Origin of the sequence: Mycolicibacterium palauense, from assembly GCF_002592005.1 — a bacterium.
GTDB lineage: Bacteria > Actinomycetota > Actinomycetes > Mycobacteriales > Mycobacteriaceae > Mycobacterium > Mycobacterium palauense.
The window spans coordinates 1-18,749 of sequence record NZ_NVQF01000029.1 but is presented as its reverse complement, the minus strand read 5'-3'; the positions used below and the strand labels follow the sequence as shown (position 1 = coordinate 18,749).

At 71.1% G+C, this 18,749-nt stretch carries 18 protein-coding genes; 10 read left to right on the top strand and 8 right to left on the bottom strand.

Going from position 1 to position 18,749, the window contains the following annotated elements; genetic code table 11:
- The first annotated feature begins 6 nt into the window (after positions 1-6).
- Genes CSR00_RS13655 through CSR00_RS13630 form a run of 6 tightly spaced genes read left to right on the top strand, consistent with a single transcriptional unit; the run spans position 7 to position 5,373 of the window.
- Positions 7-201: a ferredoxin gene (locus CSR00_RS13655; RefSeq protein WP_099022952.1), complete on the top strand. Its 195-nt coding sequence runs from the start codon at positions 7-9 to the stop codon at positions 199-201.
- Positions 198-1,583 carry a glutamine synthetase family protein gene (locus CSR00_RS13650; protein ID WP_099022951.1) on the top strand — a complete coding sequence of 462 codons (1,386 nt, stop codon included), beginning with the start codon at positions 198-200 and terminating at the stop codon, positions 1,581-1,583. The genes CSR00_RS13655 and CSR00_RS13650 overlap by 4 nt, the downstream gene beginning before the upstream one ends.
- Positions 1,580-2,302, top strand: a complete 723-nt coding sequence (locus CSR00_RS13645) for a substrate-binding periplasmic protein (RefSeq protein ID WP_099022950.1) — start codon at positions 1,580-1,582, stop codon at positions 2,300-2,302. The genes CSR00_RS13650 and CSR00_RS13645 overlap by 4 nt, the downstream gene beginning before the upstream one ends.
- On the top strand, positions 2,299-3,012 hold the full coding sequence (locus CSR00_RS13640) for a gamma-glutamyl-gamma-aminobutyrate hydrolase family protein (RefSeq protein WP_099022949.1): 714 nt from the start codon (positions 2,299-2,301) through the stop codon (positions 3,010-3,012). Before CSR00_RS13645 ends, CSR00_RS13640 begins: the two co-directional genes overlap by 4 nt.
- Positions 3,009-3,818 carry a gamma-glutamyl-gamma-aminobutyrate hydrolase family protein gene (locus tag CSR00_RS13635; RefSeq protein ID WP_099022948.1) on the top strand — a complete coding sequence of 270 codons (810 nt, stop codon included), beginning with the start codon at positions 3,009-3,011 and terminating at the stop codon, positions 3,816-3,818. Before CSR00_RS13640 ends, CSR00_RS13635 begins: the two co-directional genes overlap by 4 nt.
- Positions 3,819-3,834: 16 nt before the next feature.
- Positions 3,835-5,373: a PucR family transcriptional regulator gene (locus tag CSR00_RS13630; protein WP_099022947.1), complete on the top strand. Its 1,539-nt coding sequence runs from the start codon at positions 3,835-3,837 to the stop codon at positions 5,371-5,373.
- Here the strand turns inward: CSR00_RS13630 and CSR00_RS13625 are convergent.
- From CSR00_RS13625 to CSR00_RS13600, 6 genes are all read right to left on the bottom strand, one after another.
- Complete coding sequence (locus tag CSR00_RS13625; RefSeq protein WP_099022946.1) at positions 5,340-6,449, bottom strand: CaiB/BaiF CoA transferase family protein; 1,110 nt, start codon at positions 6,447-6,449, stop codon at positions 5,340-5,342. The genes CSR00_RS13630 and CSR00_RS13625 overlap by 34 nt on opposite strands.
- A complete protein-coding gene (locus CSR00_RS13620) occupies positions 6,446-7,906 on the bottom strand; it encodes an aldehyde dehydrogenase family protein (protein ID WP_099022945.1) in 1,461 nt (486 codons plus the stop codon). Before CSR00_RS13620 ends, CSR00_RS13625 begins: the two co-directional genes overlap by 4 nt.
- The gene (locus CSR00_RS13615) at positions 7,903-9,102 is read right to left on the bottom strand and encodes an acyl-CoA dehydrogenase family protein (RefSeq protein ID WP_099022944.1); all 1,200 of its coding nucleotides are present in this window, start codon (positions 9,100-9,102) and stop codon (positions 7,903-7,905) included. The genes CSR00_RS13620 and CSR00_RS13615 overlap by 4 nt, the downstream gene beginning before the upstream one ends.
- Positions 9,103-9,118: 16 nt before the next feature.
- A complete protein-coding gene (gene gabT, locus CSR00_RS13610; protein WP_099022943.1) occupies positions 9,119-10,483 on the bottom strand; it encodes a 4-aminobutyrate--2-oxoglutarate transaminase in 1,365 nt (454 codons plus the stop codon).
- 145 nt (positions 10,484-10,628) lie between these two features.
- Positions 10,629-11,558, bottom strand: coding sequence for an alpha/beta hydrolase (locus CSR00_RS13605; protein ID WP_099022942.1), 930 nt, complete (start codon positions 11,556-11,558; stop codon positions 10,629-10,631).
- 204 nt (positions 11,559-11,762) lie between these two features.
- Positions 11,763-12,452: a maleate cis-trans isomerase family protein gene (locus CSR00_RS13600; protein WP_141564354.1), complete on the bottom strand. Its 690-nt coding sequence runs from the start codon at positions 12,450-12,452 to the stop codon at positions 11,763-11,765.
- A gap of 111 nt (positions 12,453-12,563) precedes the next feature.
- Between CSR00_RS13600 and CSR00_RS13595 the strand changes: the two genes are divergently transcribed.
- Positions 12,564-14,210 (top strand): FAD-dependent oxidoreductase, encoded by a 1,647-nt coding sequence (locus CSR00_RS13595; protein ID WP_176562051.1) that lies wholly within the window; start codon positions 12,564-12,566, stop codon positions 14,208-14,210.
- Between the two features lie 23 nt (positions 14,211-14,233).
- On the opposite strand, the gene CSR00_RS13590 is transcribed toward CSR00_RS13595, so the two are convergent.
- Positions 14,234-14,710 (bottom strand): MarR family transcriptional regulator, encoded by a 477-nt coding sequence (locus CSR00_RS13590; protein WP_176562050.1) that lies wholly within the window; start codon positions 14,708-14,710, stop codon positions 14,234-14,236.
- Between the two features lie 222 nt (positions 14,711-14,932).
- On the opposite strand from CSR00_RS13590, the gene CSR00_RS13585 reads away from it, so the two are divergent.
- Genes CSR00_RS13585 through CSR00_RS13575 form a run of 3 tightly spaced genes read left to right on the top strand, consistent with a single transcriptional unit; the run spans position 14,933 to position 18,265 of the window.
- Complete coding sequence (locus CSR00_RS13585; protein ID WP_099022938.1) at positions 14,933-16,600, top strand: GMC family oxidoreductase; 1,668 nt, start codon at positions 14,933-14,935, stop codon at positions 16,598-16,600.
- Entirely contained in the window at positions 16,597-17,538 is a 942-nt protein-coding gene (locus CSR00_RS13580) for a GlcG/HbpS family heme-binding protein (RefSeq protein ID WP_099022937.1), read from the top strand. Before CSR00_RS13585 ends, CSR00_RS13580 begins: the two co-directional genes overlap by 4 nt.
- Entirely contained in the window at positions 17,531-18,265 is a 735-nt protein-coding gene (locus tag CSR00_RS13575) for an SDR family NAD(P)-dependent oxidoreductase (protein WP_099022936.1), read from the top strand. Before CSR00_RS13580 ends, CSR00_RS13575 begins: the two co-directional genes overlap by 8 nt.
- 22 nt (positions 18,266-18,287) lie before the next feature.
- On the opposite strand, the gene CSR00_RS13570 is transcribed toward CSR00_RS13575, so the two are convergent.
- Positions 18,288-18,488, bottom strand: a complete 201-nt coding sequence (locus tag CSR00_RS13570; RefSeq protein ID WP_245906000.1) for a hypothetical protein — start codon at positions 18,486-18,488, stop codon at positions 18,288-18,290.
- Between the last annotated feature and the right edge of the window lie 261 nt (positions 18,489-18,749).

Here is an 18,749-nt window from a genome sequence, read left to right as displayed (position 1 = left end):
ACCCGCATGCACGTCACAGTCGACCGCTCGCTCTGCCAGGACCACGGCCAGTGCTGCATCGCCGCACCGGCGGTGTTCACCCTCAACGACGACGGTGTGCTGGAGTACGACGCCTCGCCCGACGACTCCGAACTGGAGAACGTCGAGGCCGCCGCCGACGTCTGCCCGGCCCAGGCCATCACCTTCGAGGTGACCCGATGACCACCACCGCGCTGGACAACCACCGCGAGGCCAACGCCACCGGCGCCGGGATGGCCGCCGCGCTGTCGGCCATCGCCGAACGCGGTGTCGAACTGGTCTACTTCCAGGCCGTGACTATCACCGGCCGGGTGGTCGGAAAGGTGGTGCCGGCCGCGCACTTCGAGCGGATCGCCGTCAAGGGCGTCCAGCAGCACCGCACCGCGGTGGCCAACCTGCAGGGCACCCGCGAGGGCGTGCTGCTGGGCGGCGGTGTCGACGCCCCCGAGTACACCGCGATCCCCGACCTGGAAACCTTCGCGGTGCTGCCGTGGGACACCCGCTTCGCCCGGGTGTTCTGCCGGCTCTACGAGCCCGACCACCTCGCCGACCAGCCCGGCGCCGAATTCCCTTGTGACAGCCGCGGACTGCTGCGCAGACTGCACGCCGGATTCACCGATCGCACCGGACTGCAGCTGCGCACCGGCTGCGAGCCCGAGATGACCTGGCAGGGCGACGGGCTGCAGGCCCGCTTCCGGCCCGGCTCCAGCCCGGCGTATCACATCGAGCACCTGGAGCGGAACCGGCTGATCGTCACCAAGGTCGTCGAATACGCCCGGGCACTGGGCCTGGACATGATCGAGGGCGACTACGAGGACGAGTACCAGATCGAACTCAACTTCATGTACGACCACGCCGACCTGACCGCCGACCGGCTGGTGACCTACCGGCAGATCTGCAAGCAGGTCGCCCGCGAGCTGGGCATCCATGCCAGCTTCATGCCCAAGCCGGCGACGGGGATGATGGGCAACGGCTGCCACCACAACTTCAGCCTGTGGCGCGACGGGGTCAACGTGCTCGCCGACCCCGGCACCGCCGAACTGCACCTGACCGACCTCGGCAAGCACGCACTGGGTGGGCTGCTCACGCACTCCGCCGGCGCCATGCTGATCAACGGGTCGACGGTCAACTCCTACAAACGCTACTGGGATTCCGGGCAATTCGCGCCGTCACGGATCAACTGGGGCCTGGACAACAAGACGTGCACGGTGCGGCTGTCGGCCAACGGCCGCCTGGAGTACAAGCTGCCCGACGCCGCGGTGAACCCCTACCTGTCGCACGCGGTGATCCTGGCGGCCTGCGAGGACGGCCTGAAGAACGCCATCGAACCCGGCGCCCCGACCCGCGGATCGTCCTACGACGAGCACACCGACGCCCGGTTCCCCGCGCTGCCCCTGACCCTCGGGGAGGCCATCGAGGCGTTCCGCGCCGACGAGGTACTCACCGCCGCGCTGGGCCCGCAGCTCTCGCAGCTGCTGGTGGACTATCACGCCGACGAATGGGCCCGCTTCTGCGGCTATGTGACCGATTGGGAACGCGACATGTACTGGGAGGACGCTCCATGACCGACACCCCGAACGCGCTTCGGCTGGCCTGCCTGGACGCCGAGGCCCCACCGCTGTTCTCGCTGTGGAGCGCCGAACACGGCAGGCAGGGTTACGAACCCGGGGTCGCCGAGGCCCTCGGCGAGGAGCTGGGCCGCCCGGTCGACTGGGTCCGGGTGCCGTGGGTGGACATGATTCCCGCGGTGCAGCGCGGCGACGCCGACGCGGTGCTGTGCGGTCAGGGCATCACCGCCGAGCGCCTCGCCCAGGTCGACTTCACCCGGCCCTACGCGATCTTCCACGAGGGTGTGCTGGTGCGGCGCGGCTCGGGCATCTCGGCTCCCGAGGACCTCGTCGGCAGCAGGGTCGCCGCCATCGAGAACAGCACCAACATGGCGCTGGCGCAGACCTTCACCGGCGCGGTGCCGGTGCCGTTCGGGTCCGGTTCGGAGGACGTGTACGCCGACATGCTGGCCGCCCTGCTGCGCAAGGACGTCGACGCCGTGATCGACGACGACGTGGTGTTCGTCCCGCTGGGCGCCACCCACCCGGATTTCGAGCTGGCCTTCACCGTGCAGACCGCCAACCGGTGGGGCATCGCGGTGGCCAAGGACCGCCCGGAGGTCCTGGCCGAGATCGACGGCGCGCTGGGCCGGTTGATCGACTCCGGGCGCCTGCGGCAGGTGTGGCAGCGGTGGCTGCCCACCCTGGACTACCCGTTCGCCCAGGCGCCGGCGTGACCCGACCGCTGGTCGCCGTCGTCGGCCGGTGGGCCGCGCAGGTCCCCATCCTGCGCTTCTCGGCGACCCTGGCCGCCGAGGCGCTGTGCGAGGCGGTCTGGGGGGTCGGGGGTGAACCGGTCGTCCTGCACGGTCCCGCCGCCGACCCGCTGGCCGAGCTGCCCGCGCGGCTGGGGGCCTTCGACGGGGTCCTCATGCCCGGCGGCGCCGACGTCGAACCCCGCCGCTACGGCGCCGCCCCGCACCCCGGCACGAAGGACACGGTGGCCTTCCAGGACGAGTTCGACCTCGGCGTGACCCGGGCGGTGATCGAGGCCGCCATCCCCACGCTGGCGATCTGCCGGGGCCTGCAGGTGCTCAACGCGGCCCTGGGCGGCACCCTGGTTCAGCACCTGCCCGACTCGGACACCGCCCACCACAACGGTGTTCACCACGTGGCCGTGCGGCCCGGGTCGCGGCTGCACGCCGTCGTCGGCACCGAATGCCTCACCGTGTCGTCCTATCACCATCAGGCCGTGGAACGGCTGGCCCCCGGGCTGACCGTCAGCGCCACGGCCGCCGACGGTGTCATCGAGGCCGTCGAACACGAGCGCGCCGACATCGTCGCCGTCCAGTGGCATCCCGAGGACCGCTACGCCACCTCCATCACCGACGCCGCGCTGTTCGCCGACCTCGTCGACCGCTCGCGCACACGAAGGGAATCACGATGACCGCCCGGGTACTGCGCGAGAATGTGCTTCCGCCGCAGCCGATGCCGGACGCTCCGCGGGCCACCATCGCGGTCCTGGCCTCGCTGAACTTCCCCGACATCAGTACCGCCGACGCCGCGCTGATCACCCGGTTCACCCGGGTGGCGTTGAGCACGCTGCTCGACGCCGGCGCCGGCTACCGGCTGCTGGACACCTCCGTCCCGCTGGCGGACCCCGCCGCGGTGACGGATTTCGACGGGCTGCTGCTGCTCGGCGGCGGCGACATCGACGGATCCTGCTACGGCAACCCCGAGCCGAACCCCACCGCCTACGGCGTGGATGCCCGCGCCGACCGCGACGCGTTCGCCGCGATCGCGGCCGCCGAGGCCGCCGGCATCCCGGTGTTCGGGATCTGCCGGGGATCGCAGCTGCTCAACGTCGCCCGCGGCGGCACCATCATCGGCGACATCGCCGACTATGCGCTGCACCACGGCGCGCCCGGCGAACCCGAATTCGTCGATGAACCCATCGATGTCGTCCCGGGCACCCTGCTCGCCGGCATCCTGGGCGCCGACCGGATCATCGGACGTTCGGGACACCATCAGGCCGTCGACCGCGTCGGTGCGGGTCTGGTGGTCGCCGCGCGGGCCCTGGACGGCATCGTCGAGGCCATCGAGGACCCGGCGCGCTTCTCCCTGGGGGTGCAGTGGCACCCCGAGGACGACGACGGGCCCGAGGCCGACCGGCGGGCACTGTTCGGCGCGTTCGTCGACGAGGCCGAACAGGTCCGCCGGGCCAGCGGCGCGGGCGCGGCGTACCGCGGGTGAGGTCGGTGCCGTGGCGATGACGGCCCGCGGGCTGGCGCGGGCACCGGGCCTCGGCCTGTCCCTGGTGGCCGGGGCCGCCGGCGCCGACCGGGAGATCGCCTGGGCGCACGCCATCGAGCTCGCCGACCCCACCCCGTACCTGTCCGGCGGCGAGCTGGTGATGACGACGGGCATCACCCTGGGCGCCGGGACGGCAGCCCAGTTCGACTATGTGGCACGGTTGGCCGCGGCGGGGGTGGCCGCCCTGGCCGTGGACACCGGCACCACCTTTGCCGCGGTCCCCGACGGCGTCCGCACGGCCGGCGACCGGCTGGGCCTGCCGGTGCTGCGGGTGCCCCCGTCGACACCGTTCATTGCGATCGCCCGGGTGGTGATCGACGCGGTCACCGCCGACGAGGTGCACGCCGTTCACCGCGTGGTCGATCGGCAGGAGGTGCTGGCGCGCGCGACGCTGCGCGGGGGCATCCCCGCGGTGGTGGCCGCGCTGGCCGACTGCCTGGCCGCCGCGGTGGTGGTCGTCGACAACGACGGCCGGGCGCTGGCCGCCGGCGGCGACGACACCGATCGGCTGGTGCGGATCCTGGCCGACGGCGCGACCGGGCGCGGAGGGTACGTCACGGCCGACGGCGCGGCGCTGGTGAGCGTGCAGACGCTGCGGGCCGCCCGGCCGGTGCGCGGACGGCTGGCGGTGCGCACCGCGGGCCCGCTGTCGCACGCCGATCGCCTGGTGGTGGCGCACGCGGTGTCGCTGATCTCGATCGCCCTGGAGAAGCCCGCCCGGGTCGTCGACGCCGAACAGCGGCTGCGCACCGCGGTCACCGCCGAGATGGTGTGCGGCCGCGGCGTCGTCGACGCCGGGGTGCTGCGGTACTTCGGTTTCGATCCGGGCGCCGAGGTGGTGGTGCTGGTGCTGCGCGGGGTCGGCCCGGTGCTGACCGCCGAACACGACGTGGGCCGGCTGCTGGCGGCCGGGGGCCCCTATCTGATGACCGTGACCGGCCGCGGCGGCGACGTGATGGGTGAGGGGACCGGCGACGAGATCGTGGCGGTGCTTCCCGCCGCCGGGGGCCGCGGCCGCGCCGCGGCGCTGGCCGCCGAGCTGGTGCCCGCACCCGGCGGGGGACTGAGCCGTCCGGTGCCGCTGGGCGATGTCGCCCTGGGCCTGGAACAGGCGCGCATCGCCGCCCGCGGCGATACCCGCCGGTTCACCGACTTCACCGAGCTGGGCGCCCTGGGCGTGTTGCTCGGCGGACGCGGCCCGGCCGAACTGCGGGTGCTGGCCGCGCCGCTGGATCCGCTGGAGGGCGACGCGGATCTGGTTGCCACGCTCGAGGCGTTTCTGCGGTGCAACGGGCACCTGGAGACCGCGGCCGCGCAGCTGGGGGTGCACCGGCACACCATGCGTAACCGGATGCGGCGCATCCGCGACGCACTCGGCGACGACCTGGAGTCCGCCGGGGCGCGGGCACAGCTGTGGCTGGCCGTCAACGCCACCCGCGTGGTCGCCGACCGGCGGGCCGGTCAGGATCCCAGCCGCGGCGGCCCGCTGCGGTAGCGCACCGGGGTCGCCGACAGCGTGACGGGATTGGCGACCTGCGGCGCCGGGCTTCCCGGGATCGTCACCTCCGCGTCGATGCCGAGTCGCCGGGCGAAGTCGAACGCCTCGGCCAGATCGTTGATCGGCCCGGCCGGCACCCCCGCGGCGGTCAGGGTGCGGTACCAGTGGTCGGCGCCGTGGCCGCGCAGAGCGGGCTCGATCAGCGCGCACAACGCGTCGCGGTGGGCCACCCGCTGCGGATTGGTGGCGAAGCGCGGGTCGGCGGCGAGTTCGGCCAGGCCGATCGCGCCGCTGAACGCCGCGAACTGTTTGTCGTTGCCGACGGCCACCGCGATCGGGCGGTCCGCGGTCGCGAAGGTCTGATACGGCGCGATGCTGGGGTGCCGGTTGCCCATGATCTGCGGCACCACCCCGGCGCCGAGATAGCCGGAGGCCTGATTGACCATGGACGACAACAGCACCGAGAACAGGTCGGTGTCGACCCGCTGACCCTGCCCGGTGCGGTCACGGTGGGCCAGCGCGACCAGGATGCCGCTGAGCGCGTGCAGCCCGGCCAGCACGTCGACGACGGCGACGCCGACCTTGGTCGGGTCACCCGGGGTGGGTCCGGTGACGCTCATCAGGCCGCCGACGGCCTGCACCAGCAGGTCGTAGCCCGGCAGGGCGGCGCCGGCGCCGCGGCCGAATCCGGTGATCGAGCAGTAGATCACGTCGGGGCGCACCGCCCGCAGGTCCGCGTAGCCCAGGCCCAGCTTCTCCATGGTGCCCGGCCGGAAGTTCTCCACCACGACGTCGGCGCCGGCGACCAGGTCCACCGCGCGTGCCCGGTCGGCGGGGTCGGTGAGGTCGAGCACCACCGAGCGTTTGTTGCGGTTGACGGCGTTGAAATAGGTTGCCACCCCGCCGGAGTCGTAGGGCGGGCCCCAGTGGCGGGTGTCGTCGCCGGTGCCCGGGCGTTCCACCTTGATGACCTCGGCGCCGAAGTCGCCGAGCATCATGGTGGCGTACGGGCCGGCCAGCACCCGGCTGAAGTCGACCACCACCACACCGTCGAGCGCCGAACCACCCGTCATGCCCCCGGCCTCCCGCCGCGCAGGTACACCGTGGTGGTGTGGGTGAAGAACTCCCGGGCCGCGGCGCCCTGCTCCTTGGGGCCCAGCCCGCTCTTCTTGGCCCCGCCGAAGGGCACGTGCGGGTCGGCGCCGGCGGATTCGGAATTCACGTGCAGCACACCCACGTCGAGATGCTCGACGGCCTCCAGCGCGCGGGTGAGGTCCTGGGTGAACACCGCCGCGGACAGCCCGAACTCGCTGTCGTTGGCCAGCCCGAACGCCTGCTCGGCGTCGGCGGCGCGGGTGACCGCCAGCACCGGTCCGAACAGCTCGTAGCGCCAGATGTCGGCCGCGGTGCTCGCCAGTTCGACGACCGTCGGGGCCACGAAGTAGCCCTCGGCCAGCGGACCCTCGGCGTAGGGCCGGCCGCCGGCCAGCACGGTGGCACCCTGGGCCACCGCGGCGGCGATGCCCGCCGAGATCGCCTGCCGCGCCGTACCGCTGATCACCGGACCCATCTCGGTGGCATCGTCGGTGGGGTCGCCCACGGCCAGGGTGTGCACCCGGTCGGCCAGTGCGGACAGGAACCGCTCGGCGATACCGTCGGTGACGATGAGCCGCGAGGTGGCGGTGCACTTCTGTCCGGTGGAGCGGAACGCCCCGAGCATCACCTGCTCCAGCGCCAGGTCCAGGTCGGCGTCGTCGAGCACCAGGGCGGCGTTCTTGCCGCCCATCTCGGCCTGCACCGGAACACCGCGGGCGGCGGCCCCGGCGCCGATGCGCCGCCCGACACCGGTGGACCCGGTGAACGTGACGGCGCCGATGCCGTCGTGGCCGACGATCGCGGTGCCGCACTCGGCGTCGCCGATCACCAGGTTGAGCACGCCCGGCGGCAGCCCGGCCGCGGTGAGCGCCTGGGCCAGCCGCATGGCCAGCAGCGGCACGGTGCTGGCCGGTTTCCACACCACGGTGTTGCCGTAGACCAGCGCCGGCGCGATCTTCCATGCCGGGATGGCGATCGGGAAGTTGAACGGGGTGATCACCGCGATGACCCCGATCGGCTTGCGGGTCACCAGGATCTGTTCCCCGGCGCGCGGCGAGGCGAAGATCTCGCCGGCCTGCCGGTCGCCCTCGTTGCCGTAGTAGCGCAGGATCTGCGCGGCCCGGCGCACCTCGCCGACGCCCTCGGCCCGGGTCTTGCCCTCCTCGGCGGCCAGTTCCAGCCCCCACGCCTCGGCGTTGCGGTCGACCAGGTCGGCGGCGGCCAGCAGCACCGCGCCGCGTTGGTGCATCGGGGTGCGGGCCCAGCCGCGCGCGGCGGCCGCGGCGGCCTCGACGGCGGCGTCGACGTCGGCGGGTGCGGCGCCGCCGCCCTCGGCGACCACGCTGGCCGGACGGGCCGGGTTGAGGCTGCGCAGCGCGTCAGCCCGGCCGGGGGACCACCGCCCGGCCACCAGCTGCTCGAGGCGCGCGGTCATGACCGGAACGCGCCGTGGCCGGTGAGCGCCTTGCCGATGGACAGCAGGTGCATCTCGGAGGTGCCCTCGTAGGTCAGCACCGATTCCAGGTTGTTGGCGTGCCGAAGCGGCGAGTACTCCAGCGTGATGCCGCTGCCGCCCAGCAGGGTTCGGCACTCCCGGGCGATGGCCAGCGCCTCCCGGACGTTGTTGAGCTTGCCCAGGCTGACCTGTTCGGGGCGTACGCCCTCGGCGTCCTTGATCCTGCCCAGGTGCACCGCCAGCAGCATGCCCTTGCCGAGTTCGAGGGTCATGTTGGCCAGTTTCTCCTGGGTCAGCTGGTAGCTGGACAGTGGCCGGTCGAACACCTCGCGCGAGCGGGTGTAGTCGATCGCGGTCTCCAGGCTGTCGCGGGCCGCGCCCAGGGCGCCGAACACGATGCCGAACCGGGCCTCGTCGAGACACGACAGCGGGGCGCCGAGCCCGCGGGCGTGTGGCAGCTGCGCCGAGGCGGGCAGCCGCACGTTGTCGAGCACCAGCTCGGAGGTCACCGAGGCGCGCAGCGACAGCTTGCGGTGAATCGGGTTGGCGGTGAACCCGGGTGTGTCGGTGGGGACCAGGAATCCGCGAATGCCCTCGTCGGTCTGCGCCCAGACGGTCGCGACGTCGGCGAGGTTGCCGTTGGTGATCCACATCTTGGTGCCGTTGAGCACCCAGTCGCCGCCGTCGCGGCGTGCGCGGGTGCGCATCCCGGCCGGGTTGGAGCCGAAGTCGGGTTCGGTGAGCCCGAAGCAGCCGATCGCCTCACCGGTGGCCAGCCGGGGCAGCCACTGGTTCTTCTGCTCGTCGGAGCCGAACGCGTGGATGGAGAACATCGACAGCGAGCCCTGCACCGAGACGAAGCTGCGGAAGCCGCTGTCGCCGGCCTCCAGCTCCAGGCAGGCCAGCCCGTAGCTCACGGCGTTGGTGCCCGCGCAGCCGTAGCCCTGCAGGTGCATGCCGAGGAGTCCGAGGTTGCCGAACTCCCGGCCCAGCTCCCTGGGCAGGGTGGCCGACTCGAACCAGTCGCCGATGTCGGGCTTGAGCCGGGTCTCGACGAATCGGCGGACGGTTGCGGCGATCTCGCGTTCGTCGTCCTCGAGCAGCCGGGCGGTGTCGAAGAGCTCCAGCGGTGCGTAGGTGCCGGTCGTGGCGGGTCGGGCGGCGGTGGTGGTCATCGGTCCTCCAGGGTGGTCACAGGCTCGCGAAGCCCTCACCCAGCACGGTGAAGGCCTCGGTGAGCAGGTCGTCGGGCATGGACAGCGGCGGCAGGAACCGCAGCACGTTGCCGTGGGTGCCCGCGGTCAGGGTCAGCACGCCGTGGCGCTGGCAGTGCCGTGTGACGCTGGTGACGGCGTCGTGGTGGGGGTCGGTGGTGCCGGGGTGCACGAGTTCGGCGGCGATCATCGCGCCGCGGCCGCGGATCTCGCCGATGACGCCGGTCGTGGCGGCGATGGCGCGCAGGTGGGTCACCATCTGCTCGCCGAGGGTGTGGGCCCGGCCGAGCAGGTCGTGGCGGCGGATCTCGTCGAACACCCCGAGCGCGGCGGCGCAGGCCACCGGGTTGCCGCTGTAGGTGCCGCCGATGCCGCCGGGGTGCGCGGCGTCCATGACCTCGGCGCGGCCGGTGACCGCGGCCAGCGGCAGGCCACCGGCCAGCCCCTTGGCGGTGACGACGAGGTCGGGGACCAGCGCCTCGTGCTCGCTGGCGAACCAGGCGCCGGTGCGCGCGATGCCGGTCTGCACCTCGTCGGCGACCAGCAGGATGCCGCGCTGTCGGCAGAACTCGGCGACCGCGGGCAGGAATCCCGCGGCCGGCACGATGAAGCCCCCCTCGCCCTGGATGGGTTCGACCACCACGGCGGCCACCTGATCGGGGCCGATCTGGGCGTCGATCAGGTGGGCGAACTGGGCGAACGCCTCCGCGGCGCAGTGCTCGGGACCGGAGGGCCACCGGTACGGGTAGGCCATCGGCGCCCGGTACACCTCGGGGGCGAACGGGCCGAAACCGTGCTTGTAGGGCCGGTTCTTGGCCGTCATCGTCATGGTGAGCAGGGAGCGGCCGTGGAAGGCGTGGTCGAACACCACGACAGCGGGGCGCCCGGTGGCGGCGCGGGCGTATTTCACGGCGTTCTCCACCGCCTCGCTGCCGGTGTTGAACAGGGCGGTGCGCTTCTCGAATGCGCCGGGGGTGAGCCGGTCGAGGGTCTCGGCGACCTCGAGATAGGGCTCGTAGGGGGTGGCCAAAAAGCAGGTGTGGGTGTAGCGCCGCAGCTGTTCGGTGGCTCGGGCGACCACCGCGGGCGCACAGTTGCCCACGGTGGTGACCGCGATGCCGCTGCCGAGGTCGATGAACGAGTTGCCGTCGACGTCGACGACGACGCCCCCGCCGGCGGCGGCGACGTAGACCTCGGCGCTGCTGGCCAGCCCGGCCGGCAGCGCGGCCGCGCGCCGCCGGGCCAGGGCGTTCGATCGGGGGCCCGGCACCGCGGTGGATACCCGGCGAACCTGGGGGAGGTCCGGTCCGCCGACCGCGTGGGCCGGCAACGTCGTCGTCATGAGCCGAGCTTAGGTTCGCCGCCGCGCCCCGTGGATGTCCTTGGCGGACAGTTTGCGTCGGGCGGTTGTCCACAGCGGCGAACGGCACCAAAACTGCTTCGGTGACTACCGACGCCGTGAGCCGGTCGCGTCGTTGCGCGCCCCGTCAGTCCCGGAACCGGGAGCGTGCCCAGTCGGCGACCGCGGCGACCGCGTGATCTCCGCCGGGCGTCGCGCCGGCCAACATCGTCGGCACGTGCTGCATCCCGGTCTGGACGAGCAGTCCGACGTCCAGGCCCGCGGCGCGGCCCGCCTCGGCGAACCTCACCGCATCACTGCACAGCACCTCGTCGCCGCCGGCGAGCAGGTAGGCCGGCGGCAGGCCGGCCAGATCGGCATTGATGGGGTTGATGAGCGGGTCGGCGAACCGATCGGGTTCGACGTAGCGTTCGCCGACCAGCCTGACCATCTCGCCGCTGATGAACACGTCGGTGGATTCGTTGCCGGCGATCGATTCGCCGGTCGCCGCGAAATCGAACGACGGTGAGATGGAGATCGTCGCCGCCGGCAGGTCGATGCCGCGGTCGCGTAGGTGCAGCACGGTGGCCACGGCGATGTTGCCGCCGACCGAATCGCCGGCGAACATGATCGAGCCGGGCGCGACCCCCTCTTCCAGCAGCCATCGGTAGGCCGTCATCGCATCCTCGATCGGTGCCGGGTAGCGGTGCTCGGGCGCGCGGCGGTAGTCGGCGAGCAGCGCGCGGCAGCCCAGGGCCCTCGCCAGGTGGGCGTACATCTTGCGGTGGGAATAGACCGAACCGCAGGCCCATCCGCCGCCGTGGAAGCACAGCAGGGTCCGGTCGGTGTCGACCCCGTGGGGCGCGCACAGCAGTCCGGGTACACCGTTCGCCGAGACCACCACGTAGTCGGTGTCGCCCGGCTCGGTCGTGCAGTCGCCCCAGTGCTCGAAGAGCTGGCGCTCCTCGTCCACGGTGATGTCCGGGCGCGCCGCGTATGTCGCGCCCAGGCTCCGGTAGAACGCGGTGAGTGGATCGTCGGACTTAACTTGGGCTGCAACATCATTGGTGAGAACCATCGGCGCCTTTCCAACGCTTTCGACTGTCGCCCGAACGCCGGCCGTCGATACGGAGCAAGTGGGCCACCCGGCCCCGCGCAGACATCTTCCGTTGTGCAGAGTCAAGGTTCTGCACAACGGAGCCGTTGGCGGCCCCGGGTATGTATTGTCTGACACAGATAATACTCAGAGTGACGTCGATTACAAGGATGACGGGTGCCCGACTTACTCGGAGGGGGCCGACAGCAGGCCGTGTAGGCCCCACAGCGTGGCGGAATGTGAGGTCACGACGGGCGCCCCGATCTGCTCCTCGATCGCCCCGATCGCCTGGTAGGCAGGCCAGTTCATGCAGCTCAACAGCATCGCGTCGGCGCTGTCGTCCCAGGCGTCGAGCGCCCGGCCGACGATGTGCTCCACCGGGTCCATCGACATCGCGAACGGGTCGTCGATCTCGTCGTCGTCGGACGACACGATCGAGAACCCGTTGTCCTGCAGGTAGTGGTGTTCCACGCTCGCCAATTCCGCGACATAGGGCGTCACCACCACCAGCGACCTCGCCTCGAGGGCGCGCAGGTTCGCCACGATGGACAGCATCGTCGACGTCGTGGGCACGCCGGTGCTGCGCTGGATCTCCCGGCACTGCGCCCGGTCCCGCTCCAGCCCGTTCAGGGCGCCGGAGGCGGTGCAGCAACTCACCAGGGCGTCGACGCGAGCGGTGGCGAGTTCCTCGACGGCACGGGGAATCTCGCACTCCATCCGGCGCAGATGCTCCGGGCGCGCACCCTTGATCAGCACCCGCGCGGCGAGGAAGTCCCACCGTTGTCCCATCACGCGGTTGAACAGGGGCTCCGTGACGACCTGGGCGCTGGGAAGAACGAGACCCACCCGCGGGCGGTGCGGCACTGGCGGTTTCATGATCACCAATCCTTCCGTAGGACAGAAAGTAGTTCTGCAAGACAGTGGAAATTCCGGCCGTCCCCGGAGTAATGTCTGACACAGATAATAGTCGGAGTGATGGAGGAAGCAGTGGATCAAGCGAGCCAGACCGAAGAGTACGACGTCGTCATCATCGGGTCCGGCATAGCCGGTACGTCGGCTGCGCTGGCCGCTCACGCCGAAGGGCTGAGCGCGGTCATCCTGGAGAAGGGGGCGAAAGCCGGTGGGGGCACGACGTATTCCTACGGCGGGCTGTGGCTGGGCTGCACCCATCTGCAGCGCGAGGCCGGGCTGGAGGACGACCTCGACGACGTGATCGCCTACATGCGCCACCTGGGCGGCGGCTACGAGGTCCCGGCCCAGCAGCAGGTCTACATCGAGCAGGGGCCCGTGGCGCTGGAGTACTTCCACCGGCTCGGTGTGCCGTTCCAGCTGGTCCGCGGACTTCCGGATCACTATCACGGACACGCGCCGGGGTCGCGGGCGGAGGGGCGCATGGTCGAGACCGCGCTGATCTCCACCGACGATCTCGGCGACTGGAAGGACAAGGTCGACGTATCGCCGGAGTTGCCGATGGGGGTGACCTTCGAGGAGGCGATCGCCTGGGGCGGTATCGGCAATGCCCGCAACTACGACGCCGAGACCATGGCGCAGCGCCGGGCGGCCAACCTGCGCGGCTTCGGCGCCGGCCTGGCCGCGAACTTCATCAAGCTGCTGCTCGACCGTCAGGTCCCGATCCTGCTGGAGACCCCGGCGACCAGGCTGATCCGCGAGGGCGGCAGGGTCGTTGGAGTCGAGGCGGACCGCGGGGGAGTGCCGACGGTGTTCCGGGCCCGCCGTGGCGTGGTCCTGGCTGGGGGCGGATACGAGGCCAACCCCGAGTTGATCAACCGCTTCGAGGATGTGACCGGCTGGGTCAGCATGTTCCCCGACACCCTGACCGGTGACCCGCTCATGATGGCCACCGAACTCGGCGCCGGCGTGCACGTGATCCGCCGGCACATGGCGCTGTTCCTGGGCTTTCCGATGCCGGCCACCAAGGAGAACCCGCGGGCCTTCCTGCGGCTCGCCGGCATCCAGGAGCTGTCCAAACCCCACACGCTGGTGGTCAACCGCGCCGGCCACCGCTTCGCCGACGAGTCCTACTTCCAGAGCATCCTCGACGCCCTGCGCGATTTCGACGTCTGGGAGCACCGGTACACCAATCAGCCGTGCTACCTGGTGTTCGACAGTCAGTACACCGCGAAGTACTCCTTCGGCGGGTTCGAGGTCGGCTACGTTCCCGACTGGGTGCAGCGCGCCGACACGCTCGACGAGCTCGCGGCCAAGATCGGCGTCGACGCGGAGAACCTGGTGCACTCCGTGCAGCGGCTCAACAAGTTCGCCGAGGCGGGCGTCGACGAGGACTACCAGCGCGGTGAAGCCCCGTGGGCCCAGTACTACACCGGCGATCTGACCAGCTCGAATCCCAACCTCGGTCCGGTCGGGGAAGGACCCTTCTACGGGGTCGAACTGAAGCCCAGCGGACTGTCGTCGGCGGGGCTGATGACCGATCCGCACGCCCGGGTGCTCACGTCGCGCGGCGTGCCGATCGAGGGTCTGTACGCCTCGGGGAACAACGCGGCCTTCGTCGACTACGGCTCCGGATACCAGGCCGGCTACTCCCTGGCCCGGTCCATCATCTTCTCCAAGCAGGCCATCGATCACATCGTCGAAGGGCGCGGGGACGGCGCATGACTCGGGCGCGGGGAGCCAGGGGGTCAGCCCCCCTGGCCCCCCTGGCTCCGCAGTTCGGCGATCTTCTGCTCGATGGCCTCCTGCAGCTCCGTCAGATGCGGAAGGGTTGCGGTGATCGACCGCACCGCCTTCGGCGGCATCGACGCGAGGACCTCGCCGAGGATCTCGGCGCGACGGCGATCCCAGACCGAGAGCATCTCCTCGGCTTCGCGGGTCAGTGTCAGCGTGGTCGTTCGGCCCTGGCCGGCGACCGACTGCTGATCGATCAGGTTCGCGCCCACCAGGGCGCGCACCAGGGTCGAGACCGTGTTCGGCGCCAACTGCAGTGCGTCGGCGACGCCACCGACCGAGATGCCGGGCCGGTCCTGCACCACCTGCAGCACCTCGACCTGCGCGTAGGGAACGAGGGGCAGTGGCGGCGCGGCGCGTACCGCGGTGCGAATCAGTCGCGACATCGGCATCAGTGCCTGCGAAATGCGTTGCGCTAGTTCCGTGTCCACCCCGGTGACTGTAGTTTCTGCCGCACGGCGTCGGCCCGCACCCCCAGAAAATGACATCTGCGATCCTCTGCTTGACGGAAGAGTATTATCTGTGACAGATTATGCACCACGTCACATCTTATGTATGGGATCGCACAGACCACATCGGCGGGTCGCGGCGACAGCACTGGCGGTCGTACCGACCCCCGACCACCACCCAGCCCCATGGAAGGACGATCAGCGATGCCCGACTCCAGCCCCTTTCCCGACCAGGGTCCCCCCTGGTCGGCGCCCCCGCAACGCACCCACTACGACGCCCTGGTCGTCGGCGCCGGACCATCCGGTGCCGTGGCGACCAAGGAGCTCGCCGAGGCCGGCTTCTCGGTCGTCTGTCTGGAGCAGGGCAACTGGGCCCAGCGTTCGGAGTTCAAGGGCGCGACCCCGGAATGGGAACTGACCGCGCAGCGGGACTGGCACCCGAATCCCAACGTACGCAAGCGCGCCGGTGACTATCCGATCGACGCGACCGACTCCGACATGAACCCGCTGATGTACAACGGCGTCGGTGGCGGGACCGTCATCTACGCCGGACACTGGGCACCGTTCGTCCCGTCGGACTTCCGCACCCGCACCCTCGACGGGGTCGGCGACGACTGGCCGCTGGCCTGGGAGGATCTGCTTCCGTTCTACAACCGGATCTCCGAAGAGCTCGGGGTCTCCGGCCTCGACGGAGACCCGGCCTACCCCTCCTCGCTCACGTATCCCCTTCCGCCGCTGCCGATCGGGCGGATCGGCATGAAAGCCGCCGAAGGCCTCGACAGGATGGGGTGGCACTGGTGGCCGGCGGCCAACGCCATCGCCTCCAAGCCCTGGCGCCGCCAGAACGCCTGCGTACGCCGCGGGACGTGCCTGACCGGGTGCCCCGAGGGGGCGAAGGGCTCGTTCGATCTGACCCACTGGCCCGACGCGATCCAGGCCGGCGCCGAACTCGTGACCGGAGCACGGGTCCGCGAGATCACCGTCAACGAGCGTGGATTGGCCACCGGCGCGGTGTGGATCGGCCGTGACGGCGTCGAGCGTTCGACCTCGGCCGACATCGTGATCGTCTGCGCCAACGGCATCGGCACCCCGCGACTGCTCAAGATGTCGACCTCGAAGCGCTTCGGCAACGGCCTGGCCAACTCCTCGGGCCTGGTCGGCCGGCGCCTCATGATGCACCCGCTGGTGATCGCAACCGCGATCTACGAGGATCCCCTGGAGAGCTGGCTGGGCCCGGCGGGACAGTCGGTGGTGTCGATGCAGTTCTTCGAGACCGACCCGGCCCGGGGATTCAAGCGCGGCGCGAAATGGCAGATCATGCCCAGCGGCGGACCGTTGGGACTGCGTGCCGGCTACGCCAACTCGACGGTGGAATCCGCCTGGGGCGACAACTTCCACCGGTCCCTGGACCGCACGTTCGGGCACACCGTGGAGTGGTCGGCCGAGGTCGAGGACCTGCCGATGGAGTCCAACCGCGTCGAGCTGTCCTCGACGCTGTTCGACGACGACGGTCTGCCGGCCCCGGAGATCCACTACCGCCTCGACGAGAACTCGATGCGCAACCTGGATTTCAACGCCGAGCGGCTCAAGGAGGCGATGGTCGCCTCGGGAGCGCTGGAGCACTCCGAGCCCATCCTCATGCGTGACGCGGGCTGGCATATCCTCGGCACCGCGCGGATGGGCGACGATCCGGGCTCTTCGGTGGTCGACCGCTGGGGGCGCAGCCACGACGTGGCCAACCTGTTCGTCTACGACAGCAGCATCTTCGTGACGTCGTCGTCGTCGAATCCGACCGCGACCATCGCGGCGCTGGCGCTGCGCAACGTCGAGCACCTCATCGCCTCCCGCAAGCTTCAGGCGGTGCCCGCATGAGCATCGACGTCAACACCGCCGCCCAGGCCACGGAGCTCTCGGCGCGCGAGCGCGAGCTGTTCGCGGTCGTGGCCGACGCGCTCATCCCGGACTACGGAACGCGGCCCTCGGCGTCGGGGGCGCAGGTCCCGACCCGGTGGATCGATGCCGCGCTGGCGGCACGGCCCGACCTGCTGGCGCCGCTGCGGGAGGTGCTGGCCGCCTGCGCCGACGTCACACCCTCGACGCCGGCGTCCACGGTGTTCGCCCGGCTGCAGGACCTCGACCCCGCGCTGGTCGGCGCCGTCGGAACCCTCACCGCCGGCGCGTACTTCCTGAACCCCGCCATCCGGGAGCTCATCGGCTACCCGGGCCAGGAGTCGCGCACCTACAGCGTGGGCACCGACCTGCCCTACCTGAACATGCTGGAACGCGTCGTCGAGCGGGGCGAGATCTACCAGCCCACGGTCGAATCCGATCCGGCCAAAACCCGCCACCACAACGAAGGAGAGTCCATGCCGAGCCCGGACCTAACCGTCATCACCAAGAGAACGATCTCGCTGTCTCTCGCGCGCAGCCTGGTGGACGCCGCCATCGCGGAAGCGGGGCGCGTCGGCGGCGCGTTCTCGGTGGTGGTCGTCGACGAGTCGGGCAACGTGAAGGCCTCGGCCTGCATGGACGGTGCCGCGCTGAGCAGCCTGCAGGTTGCCGCCGACAAGGCCTACACCGTGGTGGCAACGGGTTTCACGCCCGCGCAGTGGTTCGAGTACTCCTCGGCGGACCCGAAGATGGCCTCGGGGATGGCCGGGATGGACCGTGTCGTGACGTTCCCGGGCGGGCTGCCCGTCGTGGTCTCCGGGGAGGTGGTCGGCGCGATCGGCGTCAGCGGCGGGCACTACGAACAGGATCTCCAGGTGGCCACCGCCGCGGTCGAGGCCGTCGGGGCCACGGATGCCTGACCGGTTGGCGGGCCGGGTCGTCGTCGTCACCGGCGCCGCCTCGGGGATCGGCCGTGCCTGTGCCACGGCGTTCGTCGGGGAGGGCGCCACCGTCGTCGGCGTCGACATCGCCGAGATCGAGCCGGGACACAAACTGCACTCCCAGGTCTGCGACGTCTCCGAGGAGTCGTCGGTGGCCACACTGTTCGACACCGTGGCCCGCGAACACGGGCGCCTCGACGCGATCGTCAACGTCGCCGGTGTCCAACGCGCCGCGGCCGTGGAGCAGGCCACGGTGGCCGACTGGGATCGTCAGCTCGCGGTGAACGTCCGGTCCTGCTTCCTGTTGGCGAAGTTCGGGATCGGGCTGCTGGAGGCCTCCGACGGTGCGGCCATCGTCAACGTGGCCTCGGTGGCCGGTGTGTCCGGCACGGCCGGCGTGACCGGCTACTCGGCCTCGAAGGGGGGCGTCATCGCCTTCACCCGCAGCCTCGCCCACGAGTTCGCCCCGCGCGGTGTGCGGGTCAACGCCCTGTCACCGGGGTGGACCGACACCGCGTTCAACGCGCCGGTGATCGGGGAGCTGGGCGGGCAGGCGCAGCTCGACGAGCTGGTGCGTACCAGCGTGCCGATGGGCCGCCAGGGGCGCCCCGAGGAGATCGCCTCGGCCGCGTTGTTCCTGGCCGGGCCGGGAGCCTCCTACATCACCGGGCAGAACCTCGTCGTCGACGGCGGCCTGTCCAGCTGACCCGGCGCCGTCCCGGGGTGCTCTACTGGCAGCCCACGCCGTCGCCGTCGCGGTCCAGGCCGTAGATGTCGGTGCCGATCACCTGCACGGGGCCGGCGACGTACGCCGGACCGTTGCCGCTGCCGCCGGCGCAGTCGACGTCACTGGCGATCGGAACACAGGCCCCCGCGTAGTTTGGGGTCGCACGACGAGTCCGGCGCCGCCGGAATGGGCGCGCGGTCACCAGCCCGTCGAGCCCGGCCGACCCTTGAAAGGTCCAGCGATCCGGCCGCCGAGAAGGCGCCGGGCTGGGGCACGACCTGCTCGCCGTTCACGGCGCACCGCTCTACCAACGACGCCATGACGGCGATGACTCCCGAGCAATGATCAGAACTTGTGGATGACCCTCGGTGTGGGGGCGTGAAAGTGGGCGCACCTTCCCGAGGATGATCTGAAGTCCAAGGTTCTCTGATCAAGACCGGCGTTGGCGCGCTGGTTGGGAAGG